Here is a 24570-nt window from a genome sequence, read left to right on the forward strand (position 1 = left end):
ACACTCCGGCGGGGCCGCCCTTTGGTCTGCGGCAGACCCGGTCCTACGGCTCGGACTCCGTCCGCCGGACGGACCCGTCTTTACGGCTCGAACTTGTAGCCCAGGCCGCGGACCGTCACCAGGTAGCGCGGGGCGCCGGGGTCGGGTTCGATCTTGGCGCGGAGGCGCTTGACGTGGACGTCGAGGGTCTTGGTGTCGCCGACGTAGTCGGCGCCCCAGACGCGGTCGATCAGCTGCATGCGGGTCAGCACGCGGCCCGCGTTGCGCAGCAGCATCTCCAGGAGGTCGAACTCCTTCAGCGGCAGGTCGACCTTGCCGCCGGCGACCGTCACCACGTGGCGGTCGACGTCCATGCGGACCGGGCCGGCCTCCAGGGCGGCGGGGGTGACCTCCTCCGGCTCGCCGCGGCGGCGCAGCACCGCGCGGATGCGGGCGACCAGCTCCCGCGAGGAGAAGGGCTTGGTCACGTAGTCGTCGGCTCCTATCTCCAGGCCGACGACCTTGTCGATCTCGCTGTCCTTGGCGGTCACCATGATGACCGGGACGTTGGAGCGCCCGCGCAGCTGGCGGCAGACCTCCGTACCGGGCAGACCCGGCAGCATCAGGTCGAGAAGGACGAGGTCGGCCCCGTTGCGCTCGAACTCGTCGAGTCCGTCGGGCCCGGTGGCCGCCACGGCGACCTCGAAGCCCTCTTTGCGGAGCATGTACGACAGGGCGTCGCTGAAGGATTCCTCATCCTCGACGACAAGCACTCGGGTCACGGAAGGACCTCCGGGGCAGGGAGTGGTTCGGTGGTGGTGTCGGGGGCGTCGTGATCGGCGGCGCCGGCGCTGTCCGCGCCGGAGTCGTCGCGGTTCCGTACGGAACCCGCCTCGGGCAGTCGCAGGGTGAAGGTGGACCCCTGACCCTCGGTGCTCCAGACCGTGACCTCCCCGCCGTGCGAGGCGGCCACGTGTTTGACGATGGCCAGGCCCAGACCCGTGCCGCCGGTGGCACGGGAGCGGGCCGGGTCGACCCGGTAGAAGCGTTCGAAGACCCGCTCGCGGTCCTTCTCGGAGATGCCGATGCCCTGGTCGGTCACGGCTATCTCGATCAGGTCGCCGCCGGGGGCGGGGACGCGGCGGGCGGCGATGCCGACCCGGGTCCGCGCCGGTGAGTAGTTGACGGCGTTCTCGACGAGGTTGCCCAGGGCCGCGGCCAGCTGGCCGCGGTGGCCCCAGACGTGCAGCCCGGCGCTGCCCCCGGACGCCATGGTGATCTGCTTGGTGGTCGCGGTGTGCCGGGAGCGGTCGATCGCCTCGGCGACGAGTTCGTCCACCCGGACCGGCTCGGCGTCCTCCAGCGGGTCGTCGTTCTGCACCCGCGAGAGGTCGATGAGCTCCTGGACCAGGTTGGTCAGCCGGGTCGCCTCGATCTGCATGCGGCCGGCGAAGCGGGTGACCGCCTCGGGGTCGTCCGAGGCGTCCATGACGGCCTCGGAGAGCAGGGAGAGCGCGCCGACGGGAGTCTTGAGCTCGTGACTCACGTTGGCGACGAAGTCGCGGCGCACGGCCTCGATACGGCGGGCCTCGGTGAGGTCCTCGACGAGCAGCAGGACCAGGCGGGAGCCCAGGGGTGCGACGCGGGCGGAGACGGCGAGCGCCTCGCCGCGTCCGGTGCCGCGCCGCGGCAGGTCCAGTTCGACCTGCCGTATCTCGCCGTCCCTGCGGGTGTCGCGGGCCATGTTGAGCATGGGCTCGACGGCGAGCTTGCCGCCGCGGACCAGTCCCAGGGCGTACGCCGCGGAGCTGGCCTTGACGACCGAGTCGCTCTCGTCGAGAACGACCGCGGAGGAGCGGAGCACCGACAGCACCGTGTCGACGCCGGGCGGCAGAACCGCGTCGGTGTGCAGGGAGGTACGGGTCGGGCGTGCCTGGTCGCGTTCGCTCCAGCGGAACGCCAGCATGGCGATCACGCCGGTGCATACACCGGCGATCGCTGCCAATGCGGCAACCGCCGCGTTCACGTCCATGCCATCCAGGTTATGCGGGCTCGCCGACTCTCTCCCAGCCGTCCGAGTCGCTGCTCGAACAGTCGTCGCCCAGAGTTCACCGTGGGGACGGTGTCGGTTCATTTGGTGCGAACGGTTCCGCGGCCGGGTCGCTCAGAGTTCACCGGGGAGAAAGTGCTCGTTCACCTGCGGTGGCAGCGCTCGACGTGTGCGGGGCGGACCGTGGCAACGTAGGGGTCCGAGCTTCACTCGTTCGATCCTGACCCCGGACTGTAGGAGAGAGGACCACCGATGCGCGACGCGTACCACGAGGAACTGGACTCGATCGGCGAGGGCCTGGTCGAGATGGCCCGCCTGGTCGGGTCGGCGATCGGGCGCGCCACGACGGCGATGCTCGACGCGGACCTGAAGCTGGCGGAGAGCGTGATCGCCGCGGACCAGAAGGTCGACGACCTGCAGCACGACCTGGAGGCCCGGGCCATAGCTCTCCTCGCGCGGCAGCAGCCGGTGGCGACGGACCTGCGGATCGTGGTGACCTCGCTGCGGATGAGCGCGGACCTGGAGCGTTCCGGCGACCTGGCGCAGCACGTGGCGAAGCTGGCCCGGCTGCGGTTCCCGGACACCGCGGTGCCGCGGGACCTGCACGCGACGATCCTGGAGATGGGACAGCTGGCGCAGCGCCTGATGGCGAAGGCGGCGGAGGTCATCATCACGAAGGACGTCGATCTGGCGCTGCAGCTGGAGCACGACGACGACGAGATGGACCTGCTGCACCGGACGCTGTTCCAGCACCTGATGGACGACCGCTGGAAGCACGGCATCGAGACCGCCGTCGACGTGACGCTGCTCGGCCGGTATTACGAGCGCTTCGCGGACCACGCGGTGTCGGTCGCCAAGCGCGTGGTGTACCTGGTGACGGGCGAGCACGCGGACGAGCTGCAGCCGGCGGAGTCGCCGGTCGAGGGCGCGTAGGCGCCGAACGCCCCAGTGCGCCGTTGATGCGCCGTGTCGGGCGGGCATGGAATGGGGAGGAAGGCGACCGGCGCCTTTGGAGGAGGGACCCCATGGCCGATTCCCCCATCACGACGACGGACGGCGCGCCCGAGCCCGCCGCGCGCGAGCCGAAGCTGCTGCCGGTGCTCGGCGCGTGCGGCTGCGGCGCGGGCTGCGGCTGCGGCTGCCAGTCCGGCGCCCCGTGCCAGTGCGGCGGGGCCTGCTAGCAGCGATCGGGTACGCGGGTCCGGCCCTCGGGGGCGGGGCCCGCGTCAGATCGCGAGGACCCCTACGGCCTGGTCCCCGGCGAGCTCCCCGGTCTCCCGGAACCCGAGCCGCCGGTAGAACTCGCCGGGCCCGTGCTCGCCCTGGTGCCAGGAGACGTACAGCTGCGAGGCCCCCCGCCGCCGCAGCTCCTCCCGGACGGCCTCGACGGCGAACCGCCCGTACCCCATGCCCTGGTGCGCGGCGCCGATGTTGAGCCGCCACAGCCCGCTGCGCCGGTCCTCGGGGTCCTTCTCGGCGTTCCACCGGATGTCGACGAACGCCATCAGGAACCCGACGAGCTCGTCCCCGTCGTAGATCGCGCGCGGCCAGGCCGTCTCCCCGTACGCGTACGCCTCGGCGAGCGAGGTCGCGACGGGCGCGACGTTGTCCGTCTGCTCGGGGTGCACGCGCAGCCCGAGCGCGGCGTCGACATTGGCGGGGGTGATCGTCTCAAGACGCAGTCCGGTACCACTCACGCCCGCACGCTAGACGATCGCGCCCGCCGCGCGCCCCCGAATATCGGCGGCTCCCGGAAACCGACAAGGCCCCCGCCGTCACGGCGGGGGCCTTGCAAGGTGAGGGGTTGCTCGCGGCTACTTCTTCTTGCCCTGGTTCTTGACCGCCTCGATGGCGGCCGCGGCGGCCTCCGGGTCGAGGTAGGTACCGCCGGGGTTGAGGGGCTTGAAGTTCTCGTCGAGCTCGTAGGCGAGCGGGATGCCCGTCGGGATGTTCAGGCCCGCGATGTCCGCGTCCGAGATGCCGTCCAGGTGCTTGACCAGGGCGCGCAGGCTGTTGCCGTGGGCGGCGACCAGGACCGTGCGGCCGGCCAGCAGGTCCGGGACGATGCCGTCGTACCAGTACGGGAGCATGCGCTCGACGACGTCCTTGAGGCACTCGGTGCGCGGGCGCAGCTCCGGCGGGATCGACGCGTAGCGGGCGTCGTCGGCCTGGGAGTACTCGTTGTCGTCGGCGAGCGGCGGCGGCGGGGTGTCGTAGGAGCGGCGCCACAGCATGAACTGCTCCTCGCCGAACTCGGCGAGGGTCTGCGCCTTGTCCTTGCCCTGCAGCGCGCCGTAGTGGCGCTCGTTCAGGCGCCAGGAGCGGTGGACCGGGATCCAGTGGCGGTCGGCGGCCTCCAGGGCCAGCTGCGCCGTGCGGATGGCGCGCTTCTGCAGCGAGGTGTGCAGTACGTCGGGCAGCAGGCCGGCGTCCTTGAGCAGCTCACCGCCGCGGACCGCCTCCTTCTCGCCCTTCTCGGTGAGGTTGACGTCCACCCAGCCGGTGAACAGGTTCTTCGCGTTCCACTCGCTCTCGCCGTGGCGGAGGAGGATCAGCTTGTACGGTGCGTCGGCCATGCGTACGAGATTAATCGACGGCTCTGCGGCGACGCTCGGCGCGCCCGGCAGGCGGACACGCCCCGCGGCCGGCAAATCGGTGGCGGCCTCCCCTTCCCCGCCCGTAAGTTACGCGTAGGGTCGGGGACGCTTACAGACGCAGGGGGACCTCCACACATGGCCATCGCCGCACTACGACGCTCCGCCGTCGCCACCGTCTCCGGTCTCCCAGGCGGCTTCTGGTGGCTCTGGCTGTCCACCCTCGTCAACCGCACCGGCGCCTTCGTCCTGACCTTCCTGTCCCTCTTCCTCACCCAGGAACTCGGCCACTCCGCCTGGTTCGCCGGCCTGGTCGTGGCCCTGCACGGCCTCGGCGGCATCGCCGGCTCCGCCCTCGGCGGACTGCTCACCGACCGCTGGGGCCGGCGCCCCACCATGGTCACGATGCATCTCGCGACGGCCGCCTGTACGAGCTCGCTCGCCTTCGTCGGCAGCGCCTGGGCCGTCGCCGTCGCCGTGCTGCTCATGGGCGTCGCCATGCAGGCCGTCCGGCCGTCCATCAACGCGACCATCGCCGACATGGTCCCCGAGCACGACGTGCGCCGCGCCTACGCGCTCAACTACTGGGCCCTCAACCTCGGCTTCGCCATCGCCGCCATCGGCGGCGGCGCCGCGATCGTCCTCGGCTACCGCACCCTCTTCATCGCCGACGCCGTCGCCACCACCCTGTGCGCGCTGATCGTCTTCCTGCGGCTCCCCGAGACCCGGCCCGAGACCCCCGTCGACACCGCCGGAAACGCCGTCCCGGAGCAGAAGCTCAGTACCCTCGACGTGCTCAAGGACGCCCCCTTCCGCACGCTCGTCCTGCTCAACATGCTCGTCGTCCTGGTCTTCACCGCCCCCTGGGTCGGCCTGCCGCTCACCATGGCCGAGCAGGGCCTGTCGCCCTCCTCGTACGGAGTGGTCATCGCCGTCAACGGCGTCGTGATCGTCGGCTTCCAGCTGCTGGTCAACAAGCTCACCGACAAGCGCTCGCCGGTGATGCTGCTGACCGTCTCCTCGCTGCTCTTCGCCGTCGGCACCGGCGCGACCGCACTGGCCGGCTCCCCCCTCGTCTTCGCCGCGACCGTCATCGTCTGGACGATCGGCGAGATGGTCCACGTCCCCACCAACGCCGCCGCCACCGCCAAGCTCTCGCCCGAGCACGCCCGCGGGCGCTACCAGGGCGTCATGGGCATGTCGTGGTCCGTAGGGGGCTTCATCGCCCCGATCGCGGCCGGCTGGATCGTCGAGGGGCCCGGTTCCGACGTGCTGTGGATCGCCTGCGGCGTCATCGGCTGCGCCGCCGCCGTCGGGTACACCACGCGGCTGCGCAAGGCCCTGTCGGAGGACTCGGCGGACTCGCAGGACGAGGACGCGAACGGCTCGCCCGAGAAGGCCGAGGCCAAGGACCCGGCCGTCGCCTAGGACCCGTCAGCCGGGCCGGCCCCCTGGGCCGTCAGTCCTGCTTCAGTCCTTCTTGCGCGTCAGGTGCGCGAACGCGTCCAGGTTCCGCGTCGACTCGCCGCGCGCCACCCGCCATTCGTACTCGCGCCGGATCGCCGACGCGAAGCCGAGTTCCAGGAGGGTGTTGAAGTCGCCGTCCGCCGCCTCCAGGACCTGCCCCAGGAGGCGGTCCAGCTCCTCCGGGACGACGGCGGCGAGCGGCAGCCGGCCGGCCAGGTAGACGTCGCCGAGGCTGTCGACCGCGTAACTCACGCCGTACAGCTTGAGGTTGCGCTCCAGGAGCCAGCGGTGGACGCCGGCCTCGTTCTCGTCCGGGTGGCGGACGACGAAGGCGTTCAGCGAGAGCGAGTGCCGGCCGACCCGCAGCGACAGGGTCGTGAAGAGCTTGCGGGTGCCGGGGAGTTTGACCACGTACGAACCCGGTTCGGGAGACTCCCACTCGAGTTCCGCGTCCTTCAGGGTCTCCTCGACGACCTGCCGGGCGCGCTCGGCGGGCTTCCTTGCGACGTCAGCCATGGTGCGAGCGTACGCGACGGCGGTGCTCGCGCAGCCGCCTGTCGTGCATCGCCGCGGTGTACACGTCCGCCGTGCCGGACGCGGCCGTGTCCCAGCCGAAGGACTCCGCGTGCCGCGCGGCCGCCTCGCCCATCCGGGCCGTGAGTTCGGGGGCCTCGGTGAACCGGCCCAGCGCCCGCGCGTAGTCGGCGGGGTCGTGGCCCGGGACCAGGAAGCCGGTCACCTCGTCCCGCACCGCCACCGGCAGTCCGCCCACCGCGGCGGCGACGACCGGCGTGCCGGCCGCCTGTGCCTCGATGGCGACGAGCCCGAAGGACTCGCTGTACGAGGGCATGACGAGCACCGAAGCGGCCCGGAACCAGTCCGCGAGCCGGTCCTGTCCGACCGGCGGGTGGAAGCGGACGACGTCCGCGATGCCGAGCCGCGCGGCGAGCTTCTGCAGCCCCTCCGGCCTGGCCAGTCCGCTGCCGCTGGGGCCGCCGACCACCGGGACGACCATGCGCGAGCGCAGCGACGGGTCGTGGTCGAGCAGCAGGGCGGCGGCGCGCAGCAGGATGTCGGGGGCCTTCAGCGGCTGGATGCGGCCGGCGAAGACGGGGACGAAGGCGTCCTGGGGCAGTCCGAGGCGGGCGCGGGCCGCGGCCCGGCCGTCCGCGGGGCGGAAGTGGTCGAGGTTCACGCCGGGGTGGACGACGGCGACCTTGCCGGGGTCGGCCTCGTAGAAGCGGACGAGTTCATCGGCCTCCTCGGCGGTGTTGGCGATCAGCCGGTCCGCCGCGGCGACGATCTGCGTCTCGCCGATGACCCGCGCGGTGGGCTCGGGGGTGTCGCCGGAGGCCAGCGCCGCGTTCTTGACCTTGGCCATGGTGTGCATGGCGTGCACCAGCGGCACGCCCCAGCGCTCGGCGGCCAGCCAGCCGACGTGGCCGGAGAGCCAGTAGTGCGAGTGGACGAGGTCGTAGTAGCCGGGGCGCTGCCCCGCCCACGCCTGCATCACGCCGTGCGTGAAGGCGCACAGCTGGGCCGGCAGCTCTTCCTTCGCCAGGCCCTCGTACGGGCCGGCGTCGACGTGCCGGACCAGGACACCGGGGGCCAGCTCGACGACGGGCGCGAGGCCGCCGGTGGTGGCCCGGGTGAAGATCTCCACCTCGATGTCGATCGCGGCCAGCCGCTTGGCCAGCTCCACGATGTACACGTTCATACCGCCCGCGTCGCCGGTGCCGGGCTGGTGCAGCGGGGAGGTGTGCACGCTCAGCATGGCGACCCGGCGCGGGGTCCGGTGCCGGCCGGGGAAGCGGAGCCTGGGCGGCGCCGCCAGGGTGCCGGCGAACCGGGACACGTACTGGCTCACGTCGGCGGTCCTTCCGCTCGGGGCGCTCACAGGCATGACAGCCGGAGGGCACAGGGGCGTCCTCCACGCCGCACAACACCGGAACAGCCCCTTTCATTTCCTGCGGCCGCCACTTTGCCAATTCATTGCCCGGTACACCGGCACACCCCCGGCCCGGCCGGCTCCGGCCCGTACGCTCATGCCATGGCCCCGCGCACCACCCGCCCCGTCGGCACCCCGACCCGCGGGACCACCAACCCCAACCGCCTGCGCCGCATGGACCGCTGGATCGCCGCCGTCCACGGCCCGGCGCTGCGCCGCGCCGACGGCCCGCCGGTGGCGGTCGACCTCGGGTACGGGGCGGCGCCCTGGACCGCCGTCGAACTGCTCGGACGGCTGCGCACCGCCGATCCGCGGGCCCGGGTCGTCGGCATCGAGATCGAGCCGGCCCGGGTCGAGGCGGCGAAGCCGTACGAGTGCGAGGGCCTGTCCTTCGTGCACGGCGGCTTCGAGGTGCCGGTACCCGGCGAGGTGGCCCTGATCCGCGCGGCGAACGTGCTGCGCCAGTACGACGAGGCGGAGGTCGCCGCCGTGTGGCGGCGGCTGTGCGCGCGGCTCGCGCCGGAGGGGCTGCTCGTCGAGGGGACCTGCGACGAGATCGGGCGGCGGCACGTGTGGGTGGCGCTGGGGCCGGAGGGGCCGCGCACGGTGACCTTCGCCACGAGGCTCGGCTCGCTGGAGCGGCCGTCGGACCTGGCGGAGCGGCTGCCGAAGGCGCTGATCCACCGCAATGTGCCGGGCGAGCCGGTGCACGCCTTCCTGCGGGACTTCGACCGGGCGTGGGCGGCGGCCGCCCCGTACGCCTCGCTCGGCGCGCGGCAGCGCTGGATCCGGTCGGTGCGGGACCTGGCGGCGGACTGGCCGCTGCGGGACGGGCCGCGCCGCTGGCGGCAGGGCGAGGTGACGGTGGACTGGGCGGCGCTCGCCCCCGGCGGGCGCTGAGCGTTCGGCGGGCGCTGAGCGTTCCTCACCCCTCGTACGGGGGACGGGAGTCGAACGGGGAACGGATCACCGCCGCCCTTCGTCCCCTGTGGGGGAGGTGACGCCGCCCGGGCCCGGGTTTCCTCTGTCGCTTTGCGCTTCTGCATGGCACTATCACCAAGGTCACAGAGAAGTTACTGACGGTAAATCAGGTCTGACGATCCGACAGCAACCAGCAGGGGGAGCCAGTGAACCGACGCCGTTGCGCCACCGCCGCGATCACCGTGGTCAGCGCCTTGACGGTGCTGGCCTCGCCGATGCTCGCCCTGCCCGCCCACGCCGCGCCCGAGCCGCCCCCGGCGGCGCCGCCGGCCGGCGCCCCGAAGAAGACCCTCGAACAGGTCCGCAAGGAGATCGACGCGCTGTACCGCAAGGCGGCCGCGGCCACCGACGCGTACAACCTCGCCGAGGAGCAGACCAAGCAGCAGTCCAACGAGATCGTGCAGCTGGCCCGGATGATCGTGGCCGGCCAGGCGAAGATCGAGGAGCTCAAGACCCACGCAGGCGCCGCGGCCCGCGCGCAGTACCGCAACGGCGGACTGCCCGAGAGCGCCCAGCTCGTCCTCACCGACGACCCCCAGCTCTTCCTCGACAACGCCGGCCGTCTCAAGCAGGGCCAGAAGGCCACCAAGGACCTCCTCGGCGAACTGAACCGCACCCAGGCGGAGCTGACGGCCTACACGCAGGAGGCCGGCGAGAACTGGACCAAGCTGGAGGCCAACCGCGTCAAGCAGGCCAAGGCGAAGAAGGAGATCAACGACAAGATCGCCGCGGCGAAGAAGCTGGAGTCCGAGCTGGCGGCCGAGGAGCTGGCCCGGCTGGTGAAGCTGGAGGAGGACGCCCAGTACCGCATGCAGACGACCTGGCTCAGCTCCGGCATCCTCAAGGAGCTGAACGGCACGGCGACGGAGCGGGGCAAGAAGGCCGTCCAGTTCGCCACCGCGCAGATCGGCAAGCCGTACGTGTGGGGCGCCGAGGGGCCCGGGTCGTACGACTGCTCCGGGCTGACCCAGCGGGCCTGGGGCGCGGCGGGGCAGGCCATCCCGCGCACCTCGCAGGAGCAGTGGCGGCTGCTGCCGCGGGTGGACATCAAGGACATGCGGCCCGGCGACCTGATCGTCTACTACCGGGACGCCAGCCACATCGGCATGTACGTGGGGAACGGCGCGATGGTCCACGCGCCGCGGCCGGGGCGGAACGTCACCCTGGCCGGCGCCGGCTCGATGGAGATCCTCGGGGTCGTCCGCCCGGAGCGGTGAGCGGGCCGTCCTCCGGGTGACCGTCCTCCGCGTGACCGTCCTTCGGAAGCGGTGAGCCGGGCCACAATCGGCGCGACGCCGGGGTGATGTTCGTCATGGCCCGGCGGTCGACAACCTCCCCATGCGCGGCATATGCCAAGGGCTCTTCGATGTTCACAGCGTGATCGCCATTCCGCTGCACCGCGCAGTACCGCTATGGTCCCGGTCGGTGGGACGCGGTTCGCGTCCCGCCGTGCCCTCGGGGGGAGGGAAGGAAACCAGGACGATGCCCGTACCCGTACCGCGACAGAGGACCACTTCGGCGGCCCCCGTCGTGGAGGCCGGCACAGCCACTGGCGTCGACCTGACGCTGCTCGTGATCGAGGACGACCCCGCCGGCGCCTTCGCCGTACCCGAACTGCTCGACCACGCCGGGACCCGGCTGCGCATCCGTACCGCCCGCAACCTCACCGAGGCGGAGCGGCTGCTCACCGACGACGTGCACTGCATCCTCGTCGACCTCGCCCTGCCCGGCGCCGGCGACGACCCGCTGGCCCCGCTGCACCACGTCCTGCGCCTCGCGCCCCGGCACGCCGTGCTGGCCCTCGCGGCCTCCTCGGACGCCGAGCTGGCCGCCGAGGCGGTACGGGTCGGGGCCCAGGACCACCTGTTCCGCGAGGAGCTCGACGGCCGGCTGCTGAGCCGGGCGATCCGCTACGCCGTGGAGCGCAAGCGCGCCGACTCGGCCCAGGTGAAGCTGGCCGAGTCCCGGCTGCGCGCCCAGGAGAACGCCCGTCTGGAGCGCGGGCTGCTGCCCACGCCGCTGCTGGAGGGCTCGGACCTGCGGTTCGCCGCCCGGTACCGGCCGGGCCGCTCCCGCGCGCTGCTCGGCGGCGACTTCTACGACACGGTCCGCACGCCCGACGGCACGGTCCACGCCATGATCGGCGACGTCTGCGGGCACGGCCCGGACGAGGCGGCGCTCGGCGTGGAGCTGCGCATCGCCTGGCGGGCGCTGACCTTCGCGGGCCTGTGCGGGGACGAACTCCTGTCGACGCTGCAGCGGGTCCTGGAGCACGAGCGGGAGAGCGAGGAGATCTTCGCGACGCTCTGCACCGTGGACATCGCCCCGGACGGGCGGCGGGCGGGCCTGTGCCTGGCCGGCCACCCCTCGCCGCTGATCGCCCGGCACGGGTGGGCGGCGCAGCTGCTGCCGTACGAGGACAGCGGCCCGGCGCTCGGGCTGCTGCCGCGGGCGCGCTGGCCGCGCCGGCAGGTGGAGCTGGGCCCGTCGTGGAGCCTGATGATGTACACCGACGGCCTGATCGAGGGCCGCTCGGCGGGACCGGGTTCGCCGCGGCTCGGCCAGGACGGGATGGTCGGCATGGTGAACCGCCAGCTGGCGGAGGGCCTGCGGGGCGAGGAGCTCCTGGAGGCGGCCGTGACCGAGGTCCGGTCGCTGAACGGCGGCGAGCTGACGGACGACGTGGCGGTGCTGCTGCTGGACCGGCGGCGCTAGGGCCGGCGGGTCGGCGGCCGACCGGTTGGCGGCCGAGGGTCAGCGGCCGCCGTTGTACGGGCCGTAGGGGCCGTCGCTGCTGGAGCCGCCGCGGCGGCCGCCGCCGGAGACCTGGCGGAGCGCGGGCCGGACGTCGACCATGAAGACGATGGCCGCGATGAGGCCGGCGACCTGCAGGAAGAGCATCGGCAGCACCAGGTTCAGCAGCAGGTTGACGCCGAGCAGGATCAGCCAGAACTTCTTGGTCTGCTTTTCGGCCGCGCGATACGCGTCCTCCCGCGCCGTCGCGGCGAAGAGGAAGGCGGCCACGGCGAAGCCGAGCATGACCAGACCGATGACCAGCCAGAGGATCGAATCGAAGTTCCAGAAGAAGGAACCGAAGCCCGTGCTGAACATCTGCGTACCGCCTCGTGAGTGGGAATGCGCCTCGCGGCTCTCGCCGTCAAGGTACCCGCTTCAACGCGCGGGCCACCCTGATGGTGCCCGGCGCGCTGAAGCCGTACCTCTTCCTCTGCCTGCTCCCGTGCCTACTTCTCGGTGACCGAGGCGCTCTTCTTGGCCGGGGCCTTGCGCGCGGCGGCCTTGCGGGCGGGAGCCTTGCCCTTGGGGGCGTCCTCGTCCTTCGGAGCCGCGTCGGCCTCGGGCGACGGCGTGGGCTCGACGACCACGGCGATCTCGGTGATCTCCTCGGCGGCCTCGCCCCGCCAGGCCTTGACGGCCTCCTCGCCGTGGGCGGCGACCTCCTCGTACTTCTCCCGCGCCTTGACCGCGTACTCGGCGGCCACGCCGACCCCGCGCAGGGCGAGGTCCTGGGCGGTCTCGCCGAGCTTCTTCAGGTCGGTGTCGAGAACGCCGACCACCTCGGCGACCTTGGCCTGGACGGTCGACTGGGCCTCCTTGGCCTGGGCGGCGACCTTCTCCTGCACGGCCTTCGGGTCCGTCCGGCGCACGGCGTCGATCCGCGCGGGCGCCTCGGCGGCGAGCTGCTCGATCAGGCCGGGCACCTTGCGGGCCTGCTGGACGGCGAGGTCGGCGGTGCCGGCGGCGAAGTAGAGAGGGGTGCGCAGCTCTTCGATGATGGCCATGACGATGGTCCTCCCGGATGTGGTCTACGTGCTCACGTCGTGGGTCGCTCGGTGGCGTCGGTCCCGGCTTCGGCTGCGGCCTCGGCGGCGTTCTCCTTGCGGAAGGAGTCGTAGATCTGGAGCAGCACCTGCTTCTGCCGCTCGTTGACCGAGGGATCGGCCAGGATCGCGGCGCGCGTCTCCAGCTCCTCCCGCTCCGTCTCGTCGAGGATCCCCGCCCGGACGTACAGCGTCTCGGCGGAGATCCGCAGCGCCTTCGCGACCTGTTGCAGCACCTCGGCGCTGGGCTTGCGCAGCCCGCGCTCGATCTGGCTCAGATACGGGTTCGACACCCCGGCGGCATCGGCGAGCTGCCGCAACGACAGCTGCGCATTGCGCCGCTGCTCGCGCAGGTACTCACCGAGATTGCCGACGTTGAGCGATGCCATGCTGCCGATGATGCAGGCTAGCGCTAACTATTGCAAGCACCTGCTTGCAATAGTTAGTCGGCGCGTTGCCCGCCACAACAGCTCCGCTCGCCGATAATCCGCGACGGATCGATCGCTTGGTTACGCTGGGACGCATGACAGCCATGGCGCCCACCCGCACCGAACCCGACCTGTCGTTCCTCCTCGACCACACCAGTCACGTGCTGCGCACGCAGATGGCCGCGCGGCTCGGGGAGATCGGGCTGACGCCCCGGATGCACTGCGTCCTCGTCCACGCCCTGGAGGAGGAGCGGACGCAGGCGCAGCTCGCCGAGCTCGGGGACATGGACAAGACGACGATGGTGGTCACCGTCGACGCCCTGGAGAAGGCCGGCCTGGCCGAGCGGCGGCCGTCCAGCACGGACCGGCGGGCGCGGATCATCGCAGTGACGGAGGCGGGCGCGAAGGCCGCCGAGCAGAGCCAGAAGATCGTCGACGCGGTGCATCGGAGCGCGCTCGGCTCACTGCCCGAGGAGGAGCGGACCGCGCTCGTGCGGGCCCTGAACCTGCTGGTCGGCGGGCATCTGGAGACCCCGGTCGAGAGCGCCCGGGCGGCCCGGCGGGCGCGCCAGAAAAGCTAGCCGATCCGTAAAAGATAGTCTGCAACAAAACCATCTGCTACGGTCACTCCTGTTGCCTCCCGACGACAGGAGAGACCGTCATGACCACGTCCGCAGCCCCCGCTCCCGCGCCGGCCGAAGCCTCAGCCGCGCGTTCCCGCTGGGTCGCCCTCGGCGTCCTCGCCACCGGCATGCTGATGACGATCCTCGACGGCAGCATCGTCACCGTCGCGATGCCGGCCATCCAGAGCGACCTGGGTTTCACCCCGACCGGGCTCAGCTGGGTCGTCAACGCGTACCTGATCGCCTTCGGCTCGCTGCTCCTGCTGGCAGGCCGGATCGGTGACCTGATCGGACGCAAGCGGATGTTCCTCGCCGGCACCGGGGTCTTCACCGTCGCCTCGCTGCTCGCCGCGGCCGCCACGTCCCCCGGCGTCCTGATCGCCGCCCGCTTCCTGCAGGGCGCCGGCAGCGCGATGGCCTCCGCCGTCAGCCTCGGCATCCTGGTCACGCTTTTCACCGAGCCCCGCGAACGGGGCAGGGCCATCGCGGTCTTCAGCTTCACCGGCGCGGCCGGCGCGTCCATCGGCCAGGTGCTCGGCGGTGTCCTCACCGACGCGCTCACCTGGAACTGGATCTTCTTCATCAACCTGCCCATCGGCGTCGCGGCGATCCTCGTCGCCCTCCCCGCGCTGCCCGCCGACCGCGGCCTCGGCCTGAAGGCCGGCGCGGACGTGCTCGGCGCGCTCCTGGTCACGTCAGGCCTGATGACCGGCATCTACGCGGTCGTCACCATCGAGGAGTACGGGGCGGGCTCGGCGCACACCCTCGGCCTCGGCGCCCTCGCGCTCGCTCTGCTCGCCGGCTTCCTCGTCCGCCAGGCCAGGGCCGCGAACCCGCTGATGCCGCTGCGGATCCTCCGCTCGCGCACCGTCTCCGGCGCCAACCTGGTCCAGATGCTGACGGTCGCCGCGATGTTCGCCTTCCAGATCCTCGTCGCGCTCTACCTGCAGAAGGTCCTCGGGTACAGCGCCTCGCAGACCGGTCTCGCGATGCTGCCTGCCGCGGCGGTCATCGGCGCGGTGTCGCTGGGCGTCTCCGCCCGCCTGGGCGCCCGCTTCGGCGAGCGCAACGTCCTCCTGGCCGGCCTCGCCCTGCTCGTCGGCGTCCTCGGCCTGCTGACCCGGGTCCCGGTGCACGCCTCGTACGTCACCGACCTGCTTCCCGTCATGCTGCTGGCCGCGGGCGGCGGCCTGGCGCTCCCCGCCCTGACCTCGCTGGGCATGTCCGGCGCGAAGGAGGCGGACGCGGGCCTCGCCTCCGGCCTGTTCAACACCACGCAGCAGATCGGCATGGCCCTCGGCATCGCGGTCCTGTCCACGCTGGCCGCCGCCCGCACCGAGTCCCTCACGGAGGCGGGCCGCCCCGCGCCCGAGGCCCTGACCAGCGGCTACCACCTCGCCTTCGCGGTCGGCACGGCCCTGCTGGTCGCCGCCTTCACCGTCACCCTGACGGTCCTGAGGACCACGAAGACCCCGAAGCTCCCCGCCTAGCTCGGTGCCCGGCCGCCGAAGGCGGAGAGGGTTCGTTCCAGGAGGGGCATCGCGCCGATGACCCTCCTGGAGCGGATCAGGGCGTCCCAGGCGGGTTCGAACTTCTTCCAGCCGCCCGCGTACGCGAGGTGGCGCATGCGCTCGTGGGGGCCCGGCTGGGCCGCGGCGCCCTTCCAGATGTTGCGCCAGCGGTAGAAGTCGCGGTACGCGCGCCAGTAGCCGTCCTCCAGCTGGCGCGGGGTCATGCCGGCCGGGCGGTAGACGACGTGGCGGGTGTCGTACAGGTCCCAGTCGCGGTGCACGATCCGGTCCTCCGCCTCCATCTGCTTCCACAGGCCGGTGGACGGATACGGCGTCATGATGTGGAAGGTCGCCGTCTCGATGCCCTGCTCCACCGCCCACTCCACCGTCCGGTCGAAGACGTCCGGCCCGTCGTGGTCCAGGCCGAAGACGAAGCTGGCGTTGACCATCACGCCCACGTCGTGCAGCCGCCGCACGGCGGCGTCGTAGTCCCGGCCGATGTTCTGGTTCTTGCGGCGCTCCGCCAGGTTGGCGTCGTTGACCGTCTCGAAGCCGACGAACAGGCTCCGCAGCCCCGCCTCCGCCGCCTTCTCCAACAGGTCGGGCTCCAGGACCGACTTGACCGTCCCGGCCGCCTGCCACAGCCGGCCCATCCCCTTCATCCCGTCGAACAGCGCCTCGGCGAACCGCCGGTTGCCCAGCAGATGGTCGTCGAGGAAGTACAGGTGCCGGCCCGGGAGCCGCTCGATCTCGGCGAGCGCGTCGTCCACGGCCTGTGTGTAGAACGACTTGCCGCCCTCGAAGAAGGCGTCCTTGTAGCAGAAGTCGCAGTGGTGCGGGCAGCCCCGCGAGACCACGATCGAGTTCGGGACCAGGTAGAGGTGACGTTTGATCAGGTCTCGGCGGACGGGCGGCAGGCCCGCGAGGGTGCGTGACTTCGAGTCGTACCGGCCCAGCGGCGCCCCGTCCCGGAAGTCCTTCAGGAACAGCGGCCAGATGTCCTCGCCCGGTCCGGTGAAGATCGTGTCCGCGTGCGCCGCCGCCTCCTCGGGCAGCGAGGTGACGTGCAGCCCGCCCATCGCCACGTGCACGCCGCGCGCCCGGAAGTGGTCGGCTATCTCGTAACTCCGGCGCGCGGACGTGATGTACGGCTGCAGCACCAGCAGGTCGGGTGTCGGCAGGGACGCGATGTCGATCCGTTCGACGTGCTCGTCGTACAGCGTCACCTCGTCGTCCGGGTCGAGATAGCCGGCGAGCGTCGCGAGGCCGAGCGGGGGGAACAGCGAGTACTTGATGGGCCGGAACAGCGGGCTGGTCGCCTCGGTCAGAGCGGGGAGAATCATCGTCACACGCATGCCTGCCCAGACTCGGGCGGCTACGCTCTCGGTTCCCACACCCGCTCGCTGCTCCGCCGTACGCGCGTCAGCGCCACCCCCGCCAGCACCACCGCCATCCCCGCCACCACCCGCGCCGACAGCGGCTCGTCCAGCACCAGCGCGCCCAGCGCCACCGACACCACCGGCAGCAGGTACCCCACCGTCGCCGCGGCCGTCGGGCCCTCCTCCGCGATCATCCGGTAGTTGAGGTGGAACGTCAGCCCGGTCGCGAACACCCCGAGGACCACGACCGCCGCGACCCCCGCCCAGGTCACCCGTACCGCCCCGCCGCCCGCCGCGAGGCCCGGCGCCGACCAGGCCGTCGCCGCCAGCAGCTGCGCCGCGGACAGCGCGAGCGGGCCGGTGCCCCCGCCGGTGAGCCGCCGGGCCATGTACGCGAACGCGACCGCGTAGCTCGCCGCCGCCGCCAGCAGCGCGAGCGCGCCCGCGCTCATCAGGCCCGCGCCCGCGCTCCACGGCGCGAAGATCAGCAGGACTCCGGCGAAACCGAGCAGCAGTCCGCCGAGCCTGGCCGGTCCGAGGCGCCGCTCCGTCCCGAGTCCCAGACCGATGAGCACCGACCACAGCGGAGTGGTGGCGTTCAGAACGCCCGCGACGCCGCTGTCCACGGTCTGCTCGCCGATCGAGAACAGCAGGAACGGCAGCGCGTTGCAGAAGAACGCGGCCACCAGCAGCCGCCCCCACGTGCGCCGGTCCCGCGGCAGCGACTGCCCCGCGGCGACGGCCAGTGCCACCAGCAACGCCGCCCCCAGCAGACACCGCACGAAGGTGATCCACACCGGGCCGAGTCCCTGGTCCAGGGAGATCTTGATCCACAGGAAGCCCGAGCCCCAGAGCAGGGCGAGGAGCCCCATCCGTATCCATGACGCCATGACTCCACGGTCCCTGCCCCGACTCGACAGGACAAGCGAAGAATCGAGCATCCAGCGTTAAGCTCTGCTACATGCTGGATGTCAGACGCATGCAGGTGCTCAGGGCCGTCGTCACCAGCGGCTCCGTCACGGCCGCCGCCGCCCATCTCGGCTACACCCCCTCCGCGGTGAGTCAGCAGGTCGCCGCCCTGGAGAAGGAGGCGGGCGTCGAGCTGCTCGAACGGGTCGGCCGCGGCGTCCGCCCGACCGCCGCCGGACGGCTGCTCACCGAGCACGCCGCACTGATCGGCCGTCAGGTCGCCGAGGCCGAGACCGCGCTGGCCGATCTGCGGGCGGGCCGCACCGGCCGGATCGTGCTGCGCTACTTCGCCACCGCGGGCGCGGACCTGGTCGCACCCGCCCTCGCCCGGTTCCGCGCCGCACACCCCGACGTACGGGTCGAGCTGCGGCTCGTCGGCCAGTCGGGCGCGGCCGCCCCGGACGACGAGGAGCCGGACGTGACGCTGGTCGTCCACCCCGGCGACGGCCCCGCCCCGGCCGCGGGAAGCCGCCTGGTCCACCTCCGGGACGACCCCTACCGCGCCGTCCTGCCCAAGGCCCACCCGCTCGCCGCCCGCCGCACGATCGACCTCGCCGACCTCGCCGGTGAGCCCTGGGTCGGCAGCGAACGTCCCGGGCCCTGCCTGGACGCGGTGCTGGGGGCGTGCGCGGCGGCGGGCTTCACGCCCGGCTTCGCGGTGGAGTGCGAGGAGTACGCCACCGCGCAGGGGTTCGTGGCGGCGGGCCTGGGCATCAGCCTGATCCCGCTGATGGCTCTGGGCAGCCGCCACCCGAACGTGGTCGTCCGCAAGACCCGCGGCCCCGAGCCGGTCCGCACCATCCAGGCGGTGGTGCGGGAGTCCTCGCTCGCACTGCCCGCCGTACGCGCCCTCCTGACCGCCCTTCGGGAAGGGTGAACCTCCTTCAGGAGGGCTGAACCACCGGACCGTCCCGGCTACTTCTCCCGCTCCACCAGGACCGCGATCCCGTCCAGGACCCGCTCCAGGCCGAAGCGGAACTCGTGGTCCGGCTCGTCGGGGCCGTCCATCACGCCGGCGTCCAGCATCCGGGTCACCGCCGGGTAGCGGTCGGGGTCGGCGAGGCGGCGGAGCGTGGCGCCGTAGCGGGCGAGGACGCGCTCCGGGGGTTCGCCGCTGGTGGCGACGACGGCGGCGAGGTCGGCCATCAGCAGGGCCTCGTTCCGTACGAAGCCGCCGACCAGCAGGATCACCGAGACCTTCGTGCCCTCGTCGAGCTCGGTGTCCGCGAGCGCCCGCATGCCCCAGTCCCACCAGGCCACCATGTGCGGGGTCGCGGGCGGGCCGGAGACGGGGATGCGGAGCATCCACAGGTTGCGGTGGTACACCGCGCGCATCGCCCAGGACCAGCGCTCCAGCGCCTCGCGCCAGCCGGCGCCGGGCGGGAACAGCTCGGGCGGTTCGCCCGTCGCCGCGTCCTGCATCAGGACGTACAGCTCACTCTTGGCCCCGACGTAGCGGTACAGGGACATCGGCGAGACGCCGAGGTGCTTGGCGATCCGGCCCATGGAGACCGCGTCCAGGCCCTCCGCCGCGGCGACCGCCAGGGCCGCGTCCACGATCCGGTCCAGGCTCAGTCCCGGCTTCGGGCCCTTCGACGGGCGCTCCCGCAGCCCCCAGGCGGCCTCGATACTCGGCGGCAGGAAGGTTCCGCCATCCGCGCCCGTCCCGCTGTCCGCCGCGCCCGTACCGCCGCCGTCCGCCATTGCGCGCCCGCCTCCTCGCCCGACTTCTTGACGGCCATCCTAGTAATGCGTAACCCTTACACAGTAGCGCGTATGCCATACGCAGTACGCTGCGATGCCGTCATGGAGGTACTCCCATGCCACCCGCCGTCCACGCCGCCGGCCTGCGCAAGGCCTACCGCGGCCTCCAGGTCCTCGACTCGCTCGACCTCGACGTCGACCGGGGCACCGTGTTCTCCCTGCTCGGGCCAAACGGCGCCGGCAAGACCACCACCGTCCGGATCCTCGCCACCCTCACCGACGCCGACTCCGGCCAGGCCCGCGTCGCCGGCCACGACGTGCGCGCCGAACGATCCGCCGTACGCCGCGTCATCAGCCTCACCGGCCAGTTCGCCGCCGTCGACGAGCTCCAGACCGGCGAGGAGAACCTGCGCATGATGGCCCGGCTCTCCGGCCTGACCCGCGCCGCCGCACACCGCCGCGCCGCCGCGCTCCTGGAGCGCTTCGACCTCGCCGACGCCGCCCGCCGCCCGGTCCGCGGCTACTCCGGCGGCATGCGCCGCCGCCTCGACCTCGCCGCCGGACTCGTCCGCGACGCCGAGGTGGTCTTCCTCGACGAGCCCACCACCGGCCTCGACCCCCGCAGCCGCCAGGAACTCTGGCAGGTCGTCCGCGACCTGGCCGACGGCGGCGCCACCGTCTTCCTCACCACCCAGTACCTGGAGGAGGCCGACCAGCTCGCCGACCGGATCGCCGTCATGGACGCCGGCCGCCTCGTCGCCGAGGGCACCGCCCGGGAGCTCAAGGCCCGCGTCGCCGGCCACCGCCTCGACCTCGTCCTCGCCGACGCCGGCGCCTACGAGCGCGCCGCCCTCCGCCTCGGCGACCGGGCCGTCCACCGCTCCCCCGCGACCCTCACCCTCGGCGTACCGACCGACGGCACCGCCGCCCACGCCCGCGCCCGGCTCGACGAACTCGACCCGGACCGCACCGACGTCGCCCGCTTCTCCCTGCACACCGCGACCCTCGACGACGTCTTCCTCGCGCTCACCGAGAAGGAGCCCCTGCATGTCTGACGCGCTCGTCCTGACCGGCCGCAGCCTGCGCATCAGCCGCCGCAACATCGACGCGGTCATCACGTCGCTGCTGCTCCCGGTCATGCTGATGCTGATCTTCGTCTACTTCTTCGGCGGCGCCATCGAGACCGGGACGCAGTACGTGACGTACGTCGTCCCCGGCGTCCTCGTGCTCTGCGCCGGCTTCGGCGCGGCCGGCACCGCCGTGACCGTCAGCGACGACATGAAGGGCGGCATCGTCGACCGGTTCCGCTCCCTCGACCTCGGCGGCGCGGCGATCCTCGGCGGCCACGTCGGCGCGAGCCTGATCCGCAACCTCGTCGCCACCACGCTCGTCCTCGGCGTCGCCTTCGTCATCGGCTTCCGGCCCCAGGCCGGCCCGCTCGGCTGGCTCGCCGCGCTCGGTCTGCTCGTCACCTACATCGCGGCGATCTCCTGGCTCTCGGCCGCCGCCGGACTGCTCGCCCGGACACCCGAGGCGGCCGGCGGCTTCACCTTCTTCATGATGTTCCTGCCGTACCCGAGCAGCGCGTTCGTGCCCATCGAGACCATGCCGTCCTGGCTGCACGGCTTCGCCGACCACCAGCCCGTCACCCAGCTGATCGAGTCCCTGCGCGGGCTGCTGCTCGACCGGCCGGTCGGGACCACGCCGTGGATCGCGCTGGCCTGGTCCGCGGGCCTGCTGGCGGTGGCGGCCGCCGCCTCCGGCCGACTGTTCGCCCGCCGGACGCGCTGAGTCCCGTACCGAGTCCCGTACCGGACCTCAGGTCAGCGGTCCCGTACCGGACCTCAGGTCAACAGGTCGTCGACCTGGGCCTCGCCCTCGCGGTACCGGCGGGCGATCTCCGCGCTGCAGTCGTCCGCCGTCCGCTGCAGCTGCTGCCGCCGCCGCGACACCTGCTGCTCGTACCCGGCCAGCCGGCCCATCGCGGTGTGCAGTTCGTCGTCCGTGCGGGCGCCCAGGTCCGACAGCTCCACCTCGGACAGCATCTCGGCCGCGAGCCGCCGGTACTCCTCGCCCCGCGGCGTCGACAGCGTGACGTGCCGCGCCGAGGTACGCAGCTGCGAGGGCGCGTCCGCGAGGATCTCCGACAGCTCGGACAGCCGGTCCACCGCCGGCGCCTCCGGGTCGGCACGGCGGGCCAGTTCGGCCCGCAGGATGTCGATCCGGCCCTGCAGCATCCTGCGTACGTAGCTCAGGTCCGCCTCGTCGCCCTGCGCGTCGCGGCGCAGCGTACGCAGCTCCGGCAGCCGCAGGTCCGCCAGCTCGGGCCGGGCGGCGTACGCCGGGCCCGGCTCGCCGGACCGCTGCATCGGAGGCCGCACCGCCGTGCCGCCACCGGCCCGACGGATGCCTGCCGGCGTCTGCCCGGCGCCAGATGCACTCATGTCAAGACCCCATCCCTCGTCCGGTGCGTCGGCGCACCGCATGGAAGGCATGGTGCCACTCCTGCATGTGCACGTGCAGTCGCTCTGCACCCGTTCGGCCCCAGATAGGTTGGTCTGTATGCGAGCAGTGGTGCAGAGAGTGGACGGCGCGAACGTCGTCGTCGCAGGAGAGACCGTCGGCGAGATCGTCGGCGAGGGGCTGTGCGTGCTGGTGGGAGTGACCCACGACGACACGCCGGAGAAGGCCGCGCAGCTGGCCAGGAAACTGTGGAGCGTGCGGATCCTGGAGGGCGAGAAATCCTGCTCGGACGTGAATGCGCCCTTGCTGGTGATTTCGCAGTTCACCCTCTACGGGGACGCCCGCAAGGGCCGCCGCCCCACCTGGAACGCCGCCGCCCCCGGCCCCGTCGCCGAGCCGCTGGTCGACGAGGTGGTCGCGCAGCTGCGGGCGCTGGGGGCGCACGTGGAGACGGGCCGGTTCGGGGCGAGCATGCGCGTCTCGCTCACGAACCAGGGCCCGTTCACCGTACTCGTGGAGGTCTGACGCCGGACTACGGCTCGACCACGACCTCCTGCGTGGCGGCCGTCTTCTCGCCCACGAGAAGCGGCACGTCCACCGGCACGTTCCGCTTCACCAGCGCCAGCGCGATCGGCCCCAGCTCGTGGTGCCGGCCCGAACTGGTGACGAAACCGAGCTGACGGCCCTCCGCCCCGTCCGCGGCCAGCCGGACCGGCTCGCCGTGGCCGGGCAGCGAGACCTCGCTGCCGTCCAGGTGCAGGAAGACCAGACGGCGCGGCGGCTTGCCCAGGTTCTGCACCCGGGCGACCGTCTCCTGGCCCCGGTAGCAGCCCTTCTGCAGATGGACGGCGGTGCCGATCAGGCCGAGCTCGTGCGGGATGGTCCGGTGGTCGGTCTCCGCGCCGAGCCGCGGCCGGTGCGCCTCGATCCGCAGCGCCTCGTACGCGAGGATGCCTGCGGCCGGGCCGTGCGAGGCCGCGAAGGACTCCAGCTCGGCACGGGGCAGGAACAGGTCGCGGCCGTGCGGGGTCTCCCGGACGACCGCGCCCTCGGGCACCGGGGCGATCGAGCCGGCCGGCAGATGGACCACGGCGTAGTCGTCGGTGCGGTCGGCGACCTCGACCCGGTAGAAGAACTTCATCGACTCCAGGTACGCGAGAAGCTCCTCCTGCGTGCCCGGCTCGACGTGCGCCCACACCGTCGTGCCGTCGTCGACGAGGGAGAGCGCGTGCTCGATGTGCCCGTTCGCGGAGAGGATCAGGGCCTCGGTCGCCTGTCCGGCGGGGAGGTCGCTGACGTGCTGGGTGAGCAGCAGGTGCAGCCAGCTCAGCCGGTCGTCTCCGGTCACGGCGATCACGCCGCGGTGCGACAGGTCGACGAAACCGGTGCCGTCGGCGAGGGCGCGCTGCTCGCGGAACAGCTCGCCGTAGTGCGCGGCGACGCCTTCGTCACGGCCTTCGGCGGGGACGGCGCCGGGCAGGGACAGCAGTGGGCTCTTCATGGAGAAAGCCTACGACCCGGCGGCGGCGTCCTGATCGGCGTCCCCGCTCCCGGCCGCCGCCTTCGCCGCGCAGTCCTTGCAGCGGCCGAAGATCGCGAAGTGCTTCATGTCCGTCTCGAAGCCGAAGACGTCCTTCAGCTTCCCGGTGAACTCGGCGGCCACCTGGACATCCGCCTCGATCACCCCGGAACAGTCCCGGCAGACCAGATGCAGATGGTGGTGCCGGTCGGCGAGGTGGTACGTCGGCGCTCCGTGCCCCAGATGGGCATGGCTGACCAGACCCAGCTCCTCCAGGAGCTCCAGGGTCCGGTACACGGTGGAGATGTTCACCCCCGAGGCCGTCCTGCGGACCTCGACCAGGATGTCGTCGGGCGTCGCGTGCTCCAGCGCGTCCACGGCCTCCAGCACCAGCTGGCGCTGGGGCGTGAGCCGGTAACCGCGCTGCCGAAGGTCGCTCTTCCAGTCGGTGCTCACCACGCCCCCCAGTGTAGGAGGACGCGGGGAGACACCGGTGGTGCGCCTGCTGTGCGCCTACTTGAAGAAGGCGATGCCGTCGTCCGGCATGTCCGGGAGGTTGCGCGCCATCTCGGCGACCTCTTCCGGAGTGACGACCTTCTTCAGGTGCGCCGACATGTACGGGCGCAGCTCGACCTCGGGGGTCGCCTTCTCGCCGACCCACATCAGGTCGCCCTTGACGTAGCCGTAGAGCCGCTTGCCGCCGCTGTACGCGGCCGCGCCCTGGATCCGGGCGACCGCGTCCGTGACCAGGTCGATCTGCGGCTTCTTGTCGGCGAGCTCGCCGTACCAGATCTCGACGACGCCCTGGTCGCGGACCATCACGACCTCGATCTTGCGGTCCTTGTCGACGCGCCAGTAGCCGCTCTCGCTCTCCAGCGGGCGGACCTTGTTGCCCTCGCCGTCGAGGACCCAGGAGTGCGAGTGGTACTCGATGAAGTCCCGGCCATCGTGGCTGAAGGTCACCGACTGGCCGAAGTTGCACTTCTCCGCACCCGGGAAGTCCGACACGCCCGCGCCCTCCCACGTACCGAGGAGGAAGGCGAGCGGAACGAGCTCAGGGTTCAGGTCGGACGGGATCTCGATCATGAGTCTGCTCTCGCGGTTCTCTGGTGGTGC

The 24570-nt window shown here is 72.2% G+C and carries 28 protein-coding genes; 12 read left to right on the top strand and 16 right to left on the bottom strand.

The window, feature by feature from the left end; translation table 11 throughout:
- Positions 1 to 80: 80 nt before the first annotated feature.
- Together ACGFMM_RS08875 and ACGFMM_RS08880 are read right to left on the bottom strand one after the other, a co-directional pair.
- The gene (locus ACGFMM_RS08875) at positions 81 to 761 is read right to left on the bottom strand and encodes a response regulator transcription factor (protein ID WP_015035162.1); all 681 of its coding nucleotides are present in this window, start codon (positions 759 to 761) and stop codon (positions 81 to 83) included.
- Positions 758 to 2011 carry a sensor histidine kinase gene (locus tag ACGFMM_RS08880; protein WP_393644526.1) on the bottom strand — a complete coding sequence of 418 codons (1254 nt, stop codon included), beginning with the start codon at positions 2009 to 2011 and terminating at the stop codon, positions 758 to 760. Before ACGFMM_RS08880 ends, ACGFMM_RS08875 begins: the two co-directional genes overlap by 4 nt.
- A gap of 270 nt (positions 2012 to 2281) precedes the next feature.
- Here ACGFMM_RS08880 and phoU point away from each other — a divergent pair, with 270 nt between their 5' ends.
- Positions 2282 to 2962 (top strand): phosphate signaling complex protein PhoU, encoded by a 681-nt coding sequence (gene phoU / locus ACGFMM_RS08885; protein ID WP_393644528.1) that lies wholly within the window; start codon positions 2282 to 2284, stop codon positions 2960 to 2962.
- Positions 2963 to 3054: 92 nt separating this feature from the next.
- On the top strand, positions 3055 to 3210 hold the full coding sequence (locus ACGFMM_RS08890; protein WP_393644530.1) for a hypothetical protein: 156 nt from the start codon (positions 3055 to 3057) through the stop codon (positions 3208 to 3210).
- A 45-nt stretch (positions 3211 to 3255) separates the two neighbouring features.
- On the opposite strand, the gene ACGFMM_RS08895 is transcribed toward ACGFMM_RS08890, so the two are convergent.
- Positions 3256 to 3726 carry a GNAT family N-acetyltransferase gene (locus ACGFMM_RS08895; protein ID WP_393644532.1) on the bottom strand — a complete coding sequence of 157 codons (471 nt, stop codon included), beginning with the start codon at positions 3724 to 3726 and terminating at the stop codon, positions 3256 to 3258.
- 117 nt (positions 3727 to 3843) lie between these two features.
- Positions 3844 to 4605, bottom strand: a complete 762-nt coding sequence (locus ACGFMM_RS08900) for a phosphoglyceromutase (RefSeq protein WP_393644534.1) — start codon at positions 4603 to 4605, stop codon at positions 3844 to 3846.
- Positions 4606 to 4761: 156 nt separating this feature from the next.
- On the opposite strand from ACGFMM_RS08900, the gene ACGFMM_RS08905 reads away from it, so the two are divergent.
- Positions 4762 to 6051 carry an MDR family MFS transporter gene (locus ACGFMM_RS08905; RefSeq protein WP_393644536.1) on the top strand — a complete coding sequence of 430 codons (1290 nt, stop codon included), beginning with the start codon at positions 4762 to 4764 and terminating at the stop codon, positions 6049 to 6051.
- A gap of 42 nt (positions 6052 to 6093) precedes the next feature.
- Here the strand turns inward: ACGFMM_RS08905 and ACGFMM_RS08910 are convergent, their stop codons facing one another.
- Together ACGFMM_RS08910 and mshA are read right to left on the bottom strand one after the other, a co-directional pair.
- Positions 6094 to 6606 (bottom strand): YbjN domain-containing protein, encoded by a 513-nt coding sequence (locus ACGFMM_RS08910; protein ID WP_393644538.1) that lies wholly within the window; start codon positions 6604 to 6606, stop codon positions 6094 to 6096.
- The gene (gene mshA / locus ACGFMM_RS08915; protein WP_393644540.1) at positions 6599 to 7957 is read right to left on the bottom strand and encodes a D-inositol-3-phosphate glycosyltransferase; all 1359 of its coding nucleotides are present in this window, start codon (positions 7955 to 7957) and stop codon (positions 6599 to 6601) included. The genes ACGFMM_RS08910 and mshA overlap by 8 nt, the downstream gene beginning before the upstream one ends.
- A 183-nt stretch (positions 7958 to 8140) precedes the next feature.
- On the opposite strand from mshA, the gene ACGFMM_RS08920 reads away from it, so the two are divergent.
- The 3 genes from ACGFMM_RS08920 (at position 8141) to ACGFMM_RS08930 (ending at position 11734) form a co-directional block, all read left to right on the top strand.
- Positions 8141 to 8938 carry a class I SAM-dependent methyltransferase gene (locus ACGFMM_RS08920; RefSeq protein WP_393644542.1) on the top strand — a complete coding sequence of 266 codons (798 nt, stop codon included), beginning with the start codon at positions 8141 to 8143 and terminating at the stop codon, positions 8936 to 8938.
- A gap of 227 nt (positions 8939 to 9165) precedes the next feature.
- On the top strand, positions 9166 to 10236 hold the full coding sequence (locus tag ACGFMM_RS08925) for an NlpC/P60 family protein (protein ID WP_393644544.1): 1071 nt from the start codon (positions 9166 to 9168) through the stop codon (positions 10234 to 10236).
- A 265-nt stretch (positions 10237 to 10501) separates the two neighbouring features.
- Positions 10502 to 11734 (top strand): PP2C family protein-serine/threonine phosphatase, encoded by a 1233-nt coding sequence (locus tag ACGFMM_RS08930; protein ID WP_393644546.1) that lies wholly within the window; start codon positions 10502 to 10504, stop codon positions 11732 to 11734.
- Between the two features lie 39 nt (positions 11735 to 11773).
- Here ACGFMM_RS08930 and ACGFMM_RS08935 read toward each other — a convergent pair whose 3' ends face one another.
- From ACGFMM_RS08935 to ACGFMM_RS08945, 3 genes are all read right to left on the bottom strand, one after another.
- On the bottom strand, positions 11774 to 12130 hold the full coding sequence (locus ACGFMM_RS08935) for a DUF2516 family protein (RefSeq protein WP_393644548.1): 357 nt from the start codon (positions 12128 to 12130) through the stop codon (positions 11774 to 11776).
- A 131-nt stretch (positions 12131 to 12261) separates the two neighbouring features.
- Positions 12262 to 12819 (bottom strand): hypothetical protein, encoded by a 558-nt coding sequence (locus tag ACGFMM_RS08940; protein WP_393644550.1) that lies wholly within the window; start codon positions 12817 to 12819, stop codon positions 12262 to 12264.
- Positions 12820 to 12851: 32 nt separating this feature from the next.
- Complete coding sequence (locus ACGFMM_RS08945; protein ID WP_393644552.1) at positions 12852 to 13247, bottom strand: helix-turn-helix domain-containing protein; 396 nt, start codon at positions 13245 to 13247, stop codon at positions 12852 to 12854.
- A 134-nt stretch (positions 13248 to 13381) separates the two neighbouring features.
- Here ACGFMM_RS08945 and ACGFMM_RS08950 point away from each other — a divergent pair, with 134 nt between their 5' ends.
- Both ACGFMM_RS08950 and ACGFMM_RS08955 read left to right on the top strand, forming a co-directional pair.
- On the top strand, positions 13382 to 13867 hold the full coding sequence (locus ACGFMM_RS08950; protein WP_393644554.1) for a MarR family winged helix-turn-helix transcriptional regulator: 486 nt from the start codon (positions 13382 to 13384) through the stop codon (positions 13865 to 13867).
- An 80-nt stretch (positions 13868 to 13947) separates the two neighbouring features.
- A complete protein-coding gene (locus tag ACGFMM_RS08955; protein WP_393644556.1) occupies positions 13948 to 15399 on the top strand; it encodes an MFS transporter in 1452 nt (483 codons plus the stop codon).
- Here ACGFMM_RS08955 and ACGFMM_RS08960 read toward each other — a convergent pair.
- Together ACGFMM_RS08960 and ACGFMM_RS08965 are read right to left on the bottom strand one after the other, a co-directional pair.
- Complete coding sequence (locus ACGFMM_RS08960; RefSeq protein ID WP_393644558.1) at positions 15396 to 16775, bottom strand: B12-binding domain-containing radical SAM protein; 1380 nt, start codon at positions 16773 to 16775, stop codon at positions 15396 to 15398. The two genes, ACGFMM_RS08955 and ACGFMM_RS08960, sit on opposite strands and share 4 nt — an antisense overlap.
- A 20-nt stretch (positions 16776 to 16795) precedes the next feature.
- The gene (locus ACGFMM_RS08965; RefSeq protein ID WP_393644560.1) at positions 16796 to 17689 is read right to left on the bottom strand and encodes a DMT family transporter; all 894 of its coding nucleotides are present in this window, start codon (positions 17687 to 17689) and stop codon (positions 16796 to 16798) included.
- Between the two features lie 71 nt (positions 17690 to 17760).
- On the opposite strand from ACGFMM_RS08965, the gene ACGFMM_RS08970 reads away from it, so the two are divergent.
- Positions 17761 to 18645, top strand: a complete 885-nt coding sequence (locus ACGFMM_RS08970) for a LysR family transcriptional regulator (RefSeq protein WP_393644562.1) — start codon at positions 17761 to 17763, stop codon at positions 18643 to 18645.
- A 38-nt stretch (positions 18646 to 18683) separates the two neighbouring features.
- On the opposite strand, the gene ACGFMM_RS08975 is transcribed toward ACGFMM_RS08970, so the two are convergent.
- On the bottom strand, positions 18684 to 19472 hold the full coding sequence (locus ACGFMM_RS08975; RefSeq protein ID WP_393644564.1) for a TetR/AcrR family transcriptional regulator: 789 nt from the start codon (positions 19470 to 19472) through the stop codon (positions 18684 to 18686).
- 116 nt (positions 19473 to 19588) lie between these two features.
- Between ACGFMM_RS08975 and ACGFMM_RS08980 the strand changes: the two genes are divergently transcribed.
- Positions 19589 to 20527, top strand: coding sequence for an ATP-binding cassette domain-containing protein (locus ACGFMM_RS08980; RefSeq protein WP_393644566.1), 939 nt, complete (start codon positions 19589 to 19591; stop codon positions 20525 to 20527).
- Positions 20520 to 21263, top strand: coding sequence for an ABC transporter permease (locus ACGFMM_RS08985; RefSeq protein ID WP_393644568.1), 744 nt, complete (start codon positions 20520 to 20522; stop codon positions 21261 to 21263). The genes ACGFMM_RS08980 and ACGFMM_RS08985 overlap by 8 nt, the downstream gene beginning before the upstream one ends.
- Before the next feature lie 53 nt (positions 21264 to 21316).
- On the opposite strand, the gene ACGFMM_RS08990 is transcribed toward ACGFMM_RS08985, so the two are convergent.
- Entirely contained in the window at positions 21317 to 21916 is a 600-nt protein-coding gene (locus tag ACGFMM_RS08990) for an ABC transporter substrate-binding protein (RefSeq protein ID WP_393644570.1), read from the bottom strand.
- 118 nt (positions 21917 to 22034) lie between these two features.
- Here ACGFMM_RS08990 and dtd point away from each other — a divergent pair, with 118 nt between their 5' ends.
- Entirely contained in the window at positions 22035 to 22460 is a 426-nt protein-coding gene (gene dtd, locus ACGFMM_RS08995) for a D-aminoacyl-tRNA deacylase (protein ID WP_393644571.1), read from the top strand.
- Positions 22461 to 22467: 7 nt separating this feature from the next.
- On the opposite strand, the gene ACGFMM_RS09000 is transcribed toward dtd, so the two are convergent.
- Genes ACGFMM_RS09000 through ACGFMM_RS09010 form a run of 3 tightly spaced genes read right to left on the bottom strand, consistent with a single transcriptional unit; the run spans position 22468 to position 24540 of the window.
- Positions 22468 to 23436: a YgfZ/GcvT domain-containing protein gene (locus ACGFMM_RS09000; protein ID WP_393644573.1), complete on the bottom strand. Its 969-nt coding sequence runs from the start codon at positions 23434 to 23436 to the stop codon at positions 22468 to 22470.
- 9 nt (positions 23437 to 23445) lie between these two features.
- Positions 23446 to 23913 (bottom strand): Fur family transcriptional regulator, encoded by a 468-nt coding sequence (locus ACGFMM_RS09005; RefSeq protein ID WP_393644574.1) that lies wholly within the window; start codon positions 23911 to 23913, stop codon positions 23446 to 23448.
- A gap of 54 nt (positions 23914 to 23967) precedes the next feature.
- Positions 23968 to 24540: an FABP family protein gene (locus ACGFMM_RS09010; RefSeq protein ID WP_393644576.1), complete on the bottom strand. Its 573-nt coding sequence runs from the start codon at positions 24538 to 24540 to the stop codon at positions 23968 to 23970.
- Between the last annotated feature and the right edge of the window lie 30 nt (positions 24541 to 24570).

This window comes from Streptomyces sp. NPDC048604, from assembly GCF_043199435.1.
Taxonomy (GTDB): Bacteria; Actinomycetota; Actinomycetes; order Streptomycetales; family Streptomycetaceae; genus Streptomyces.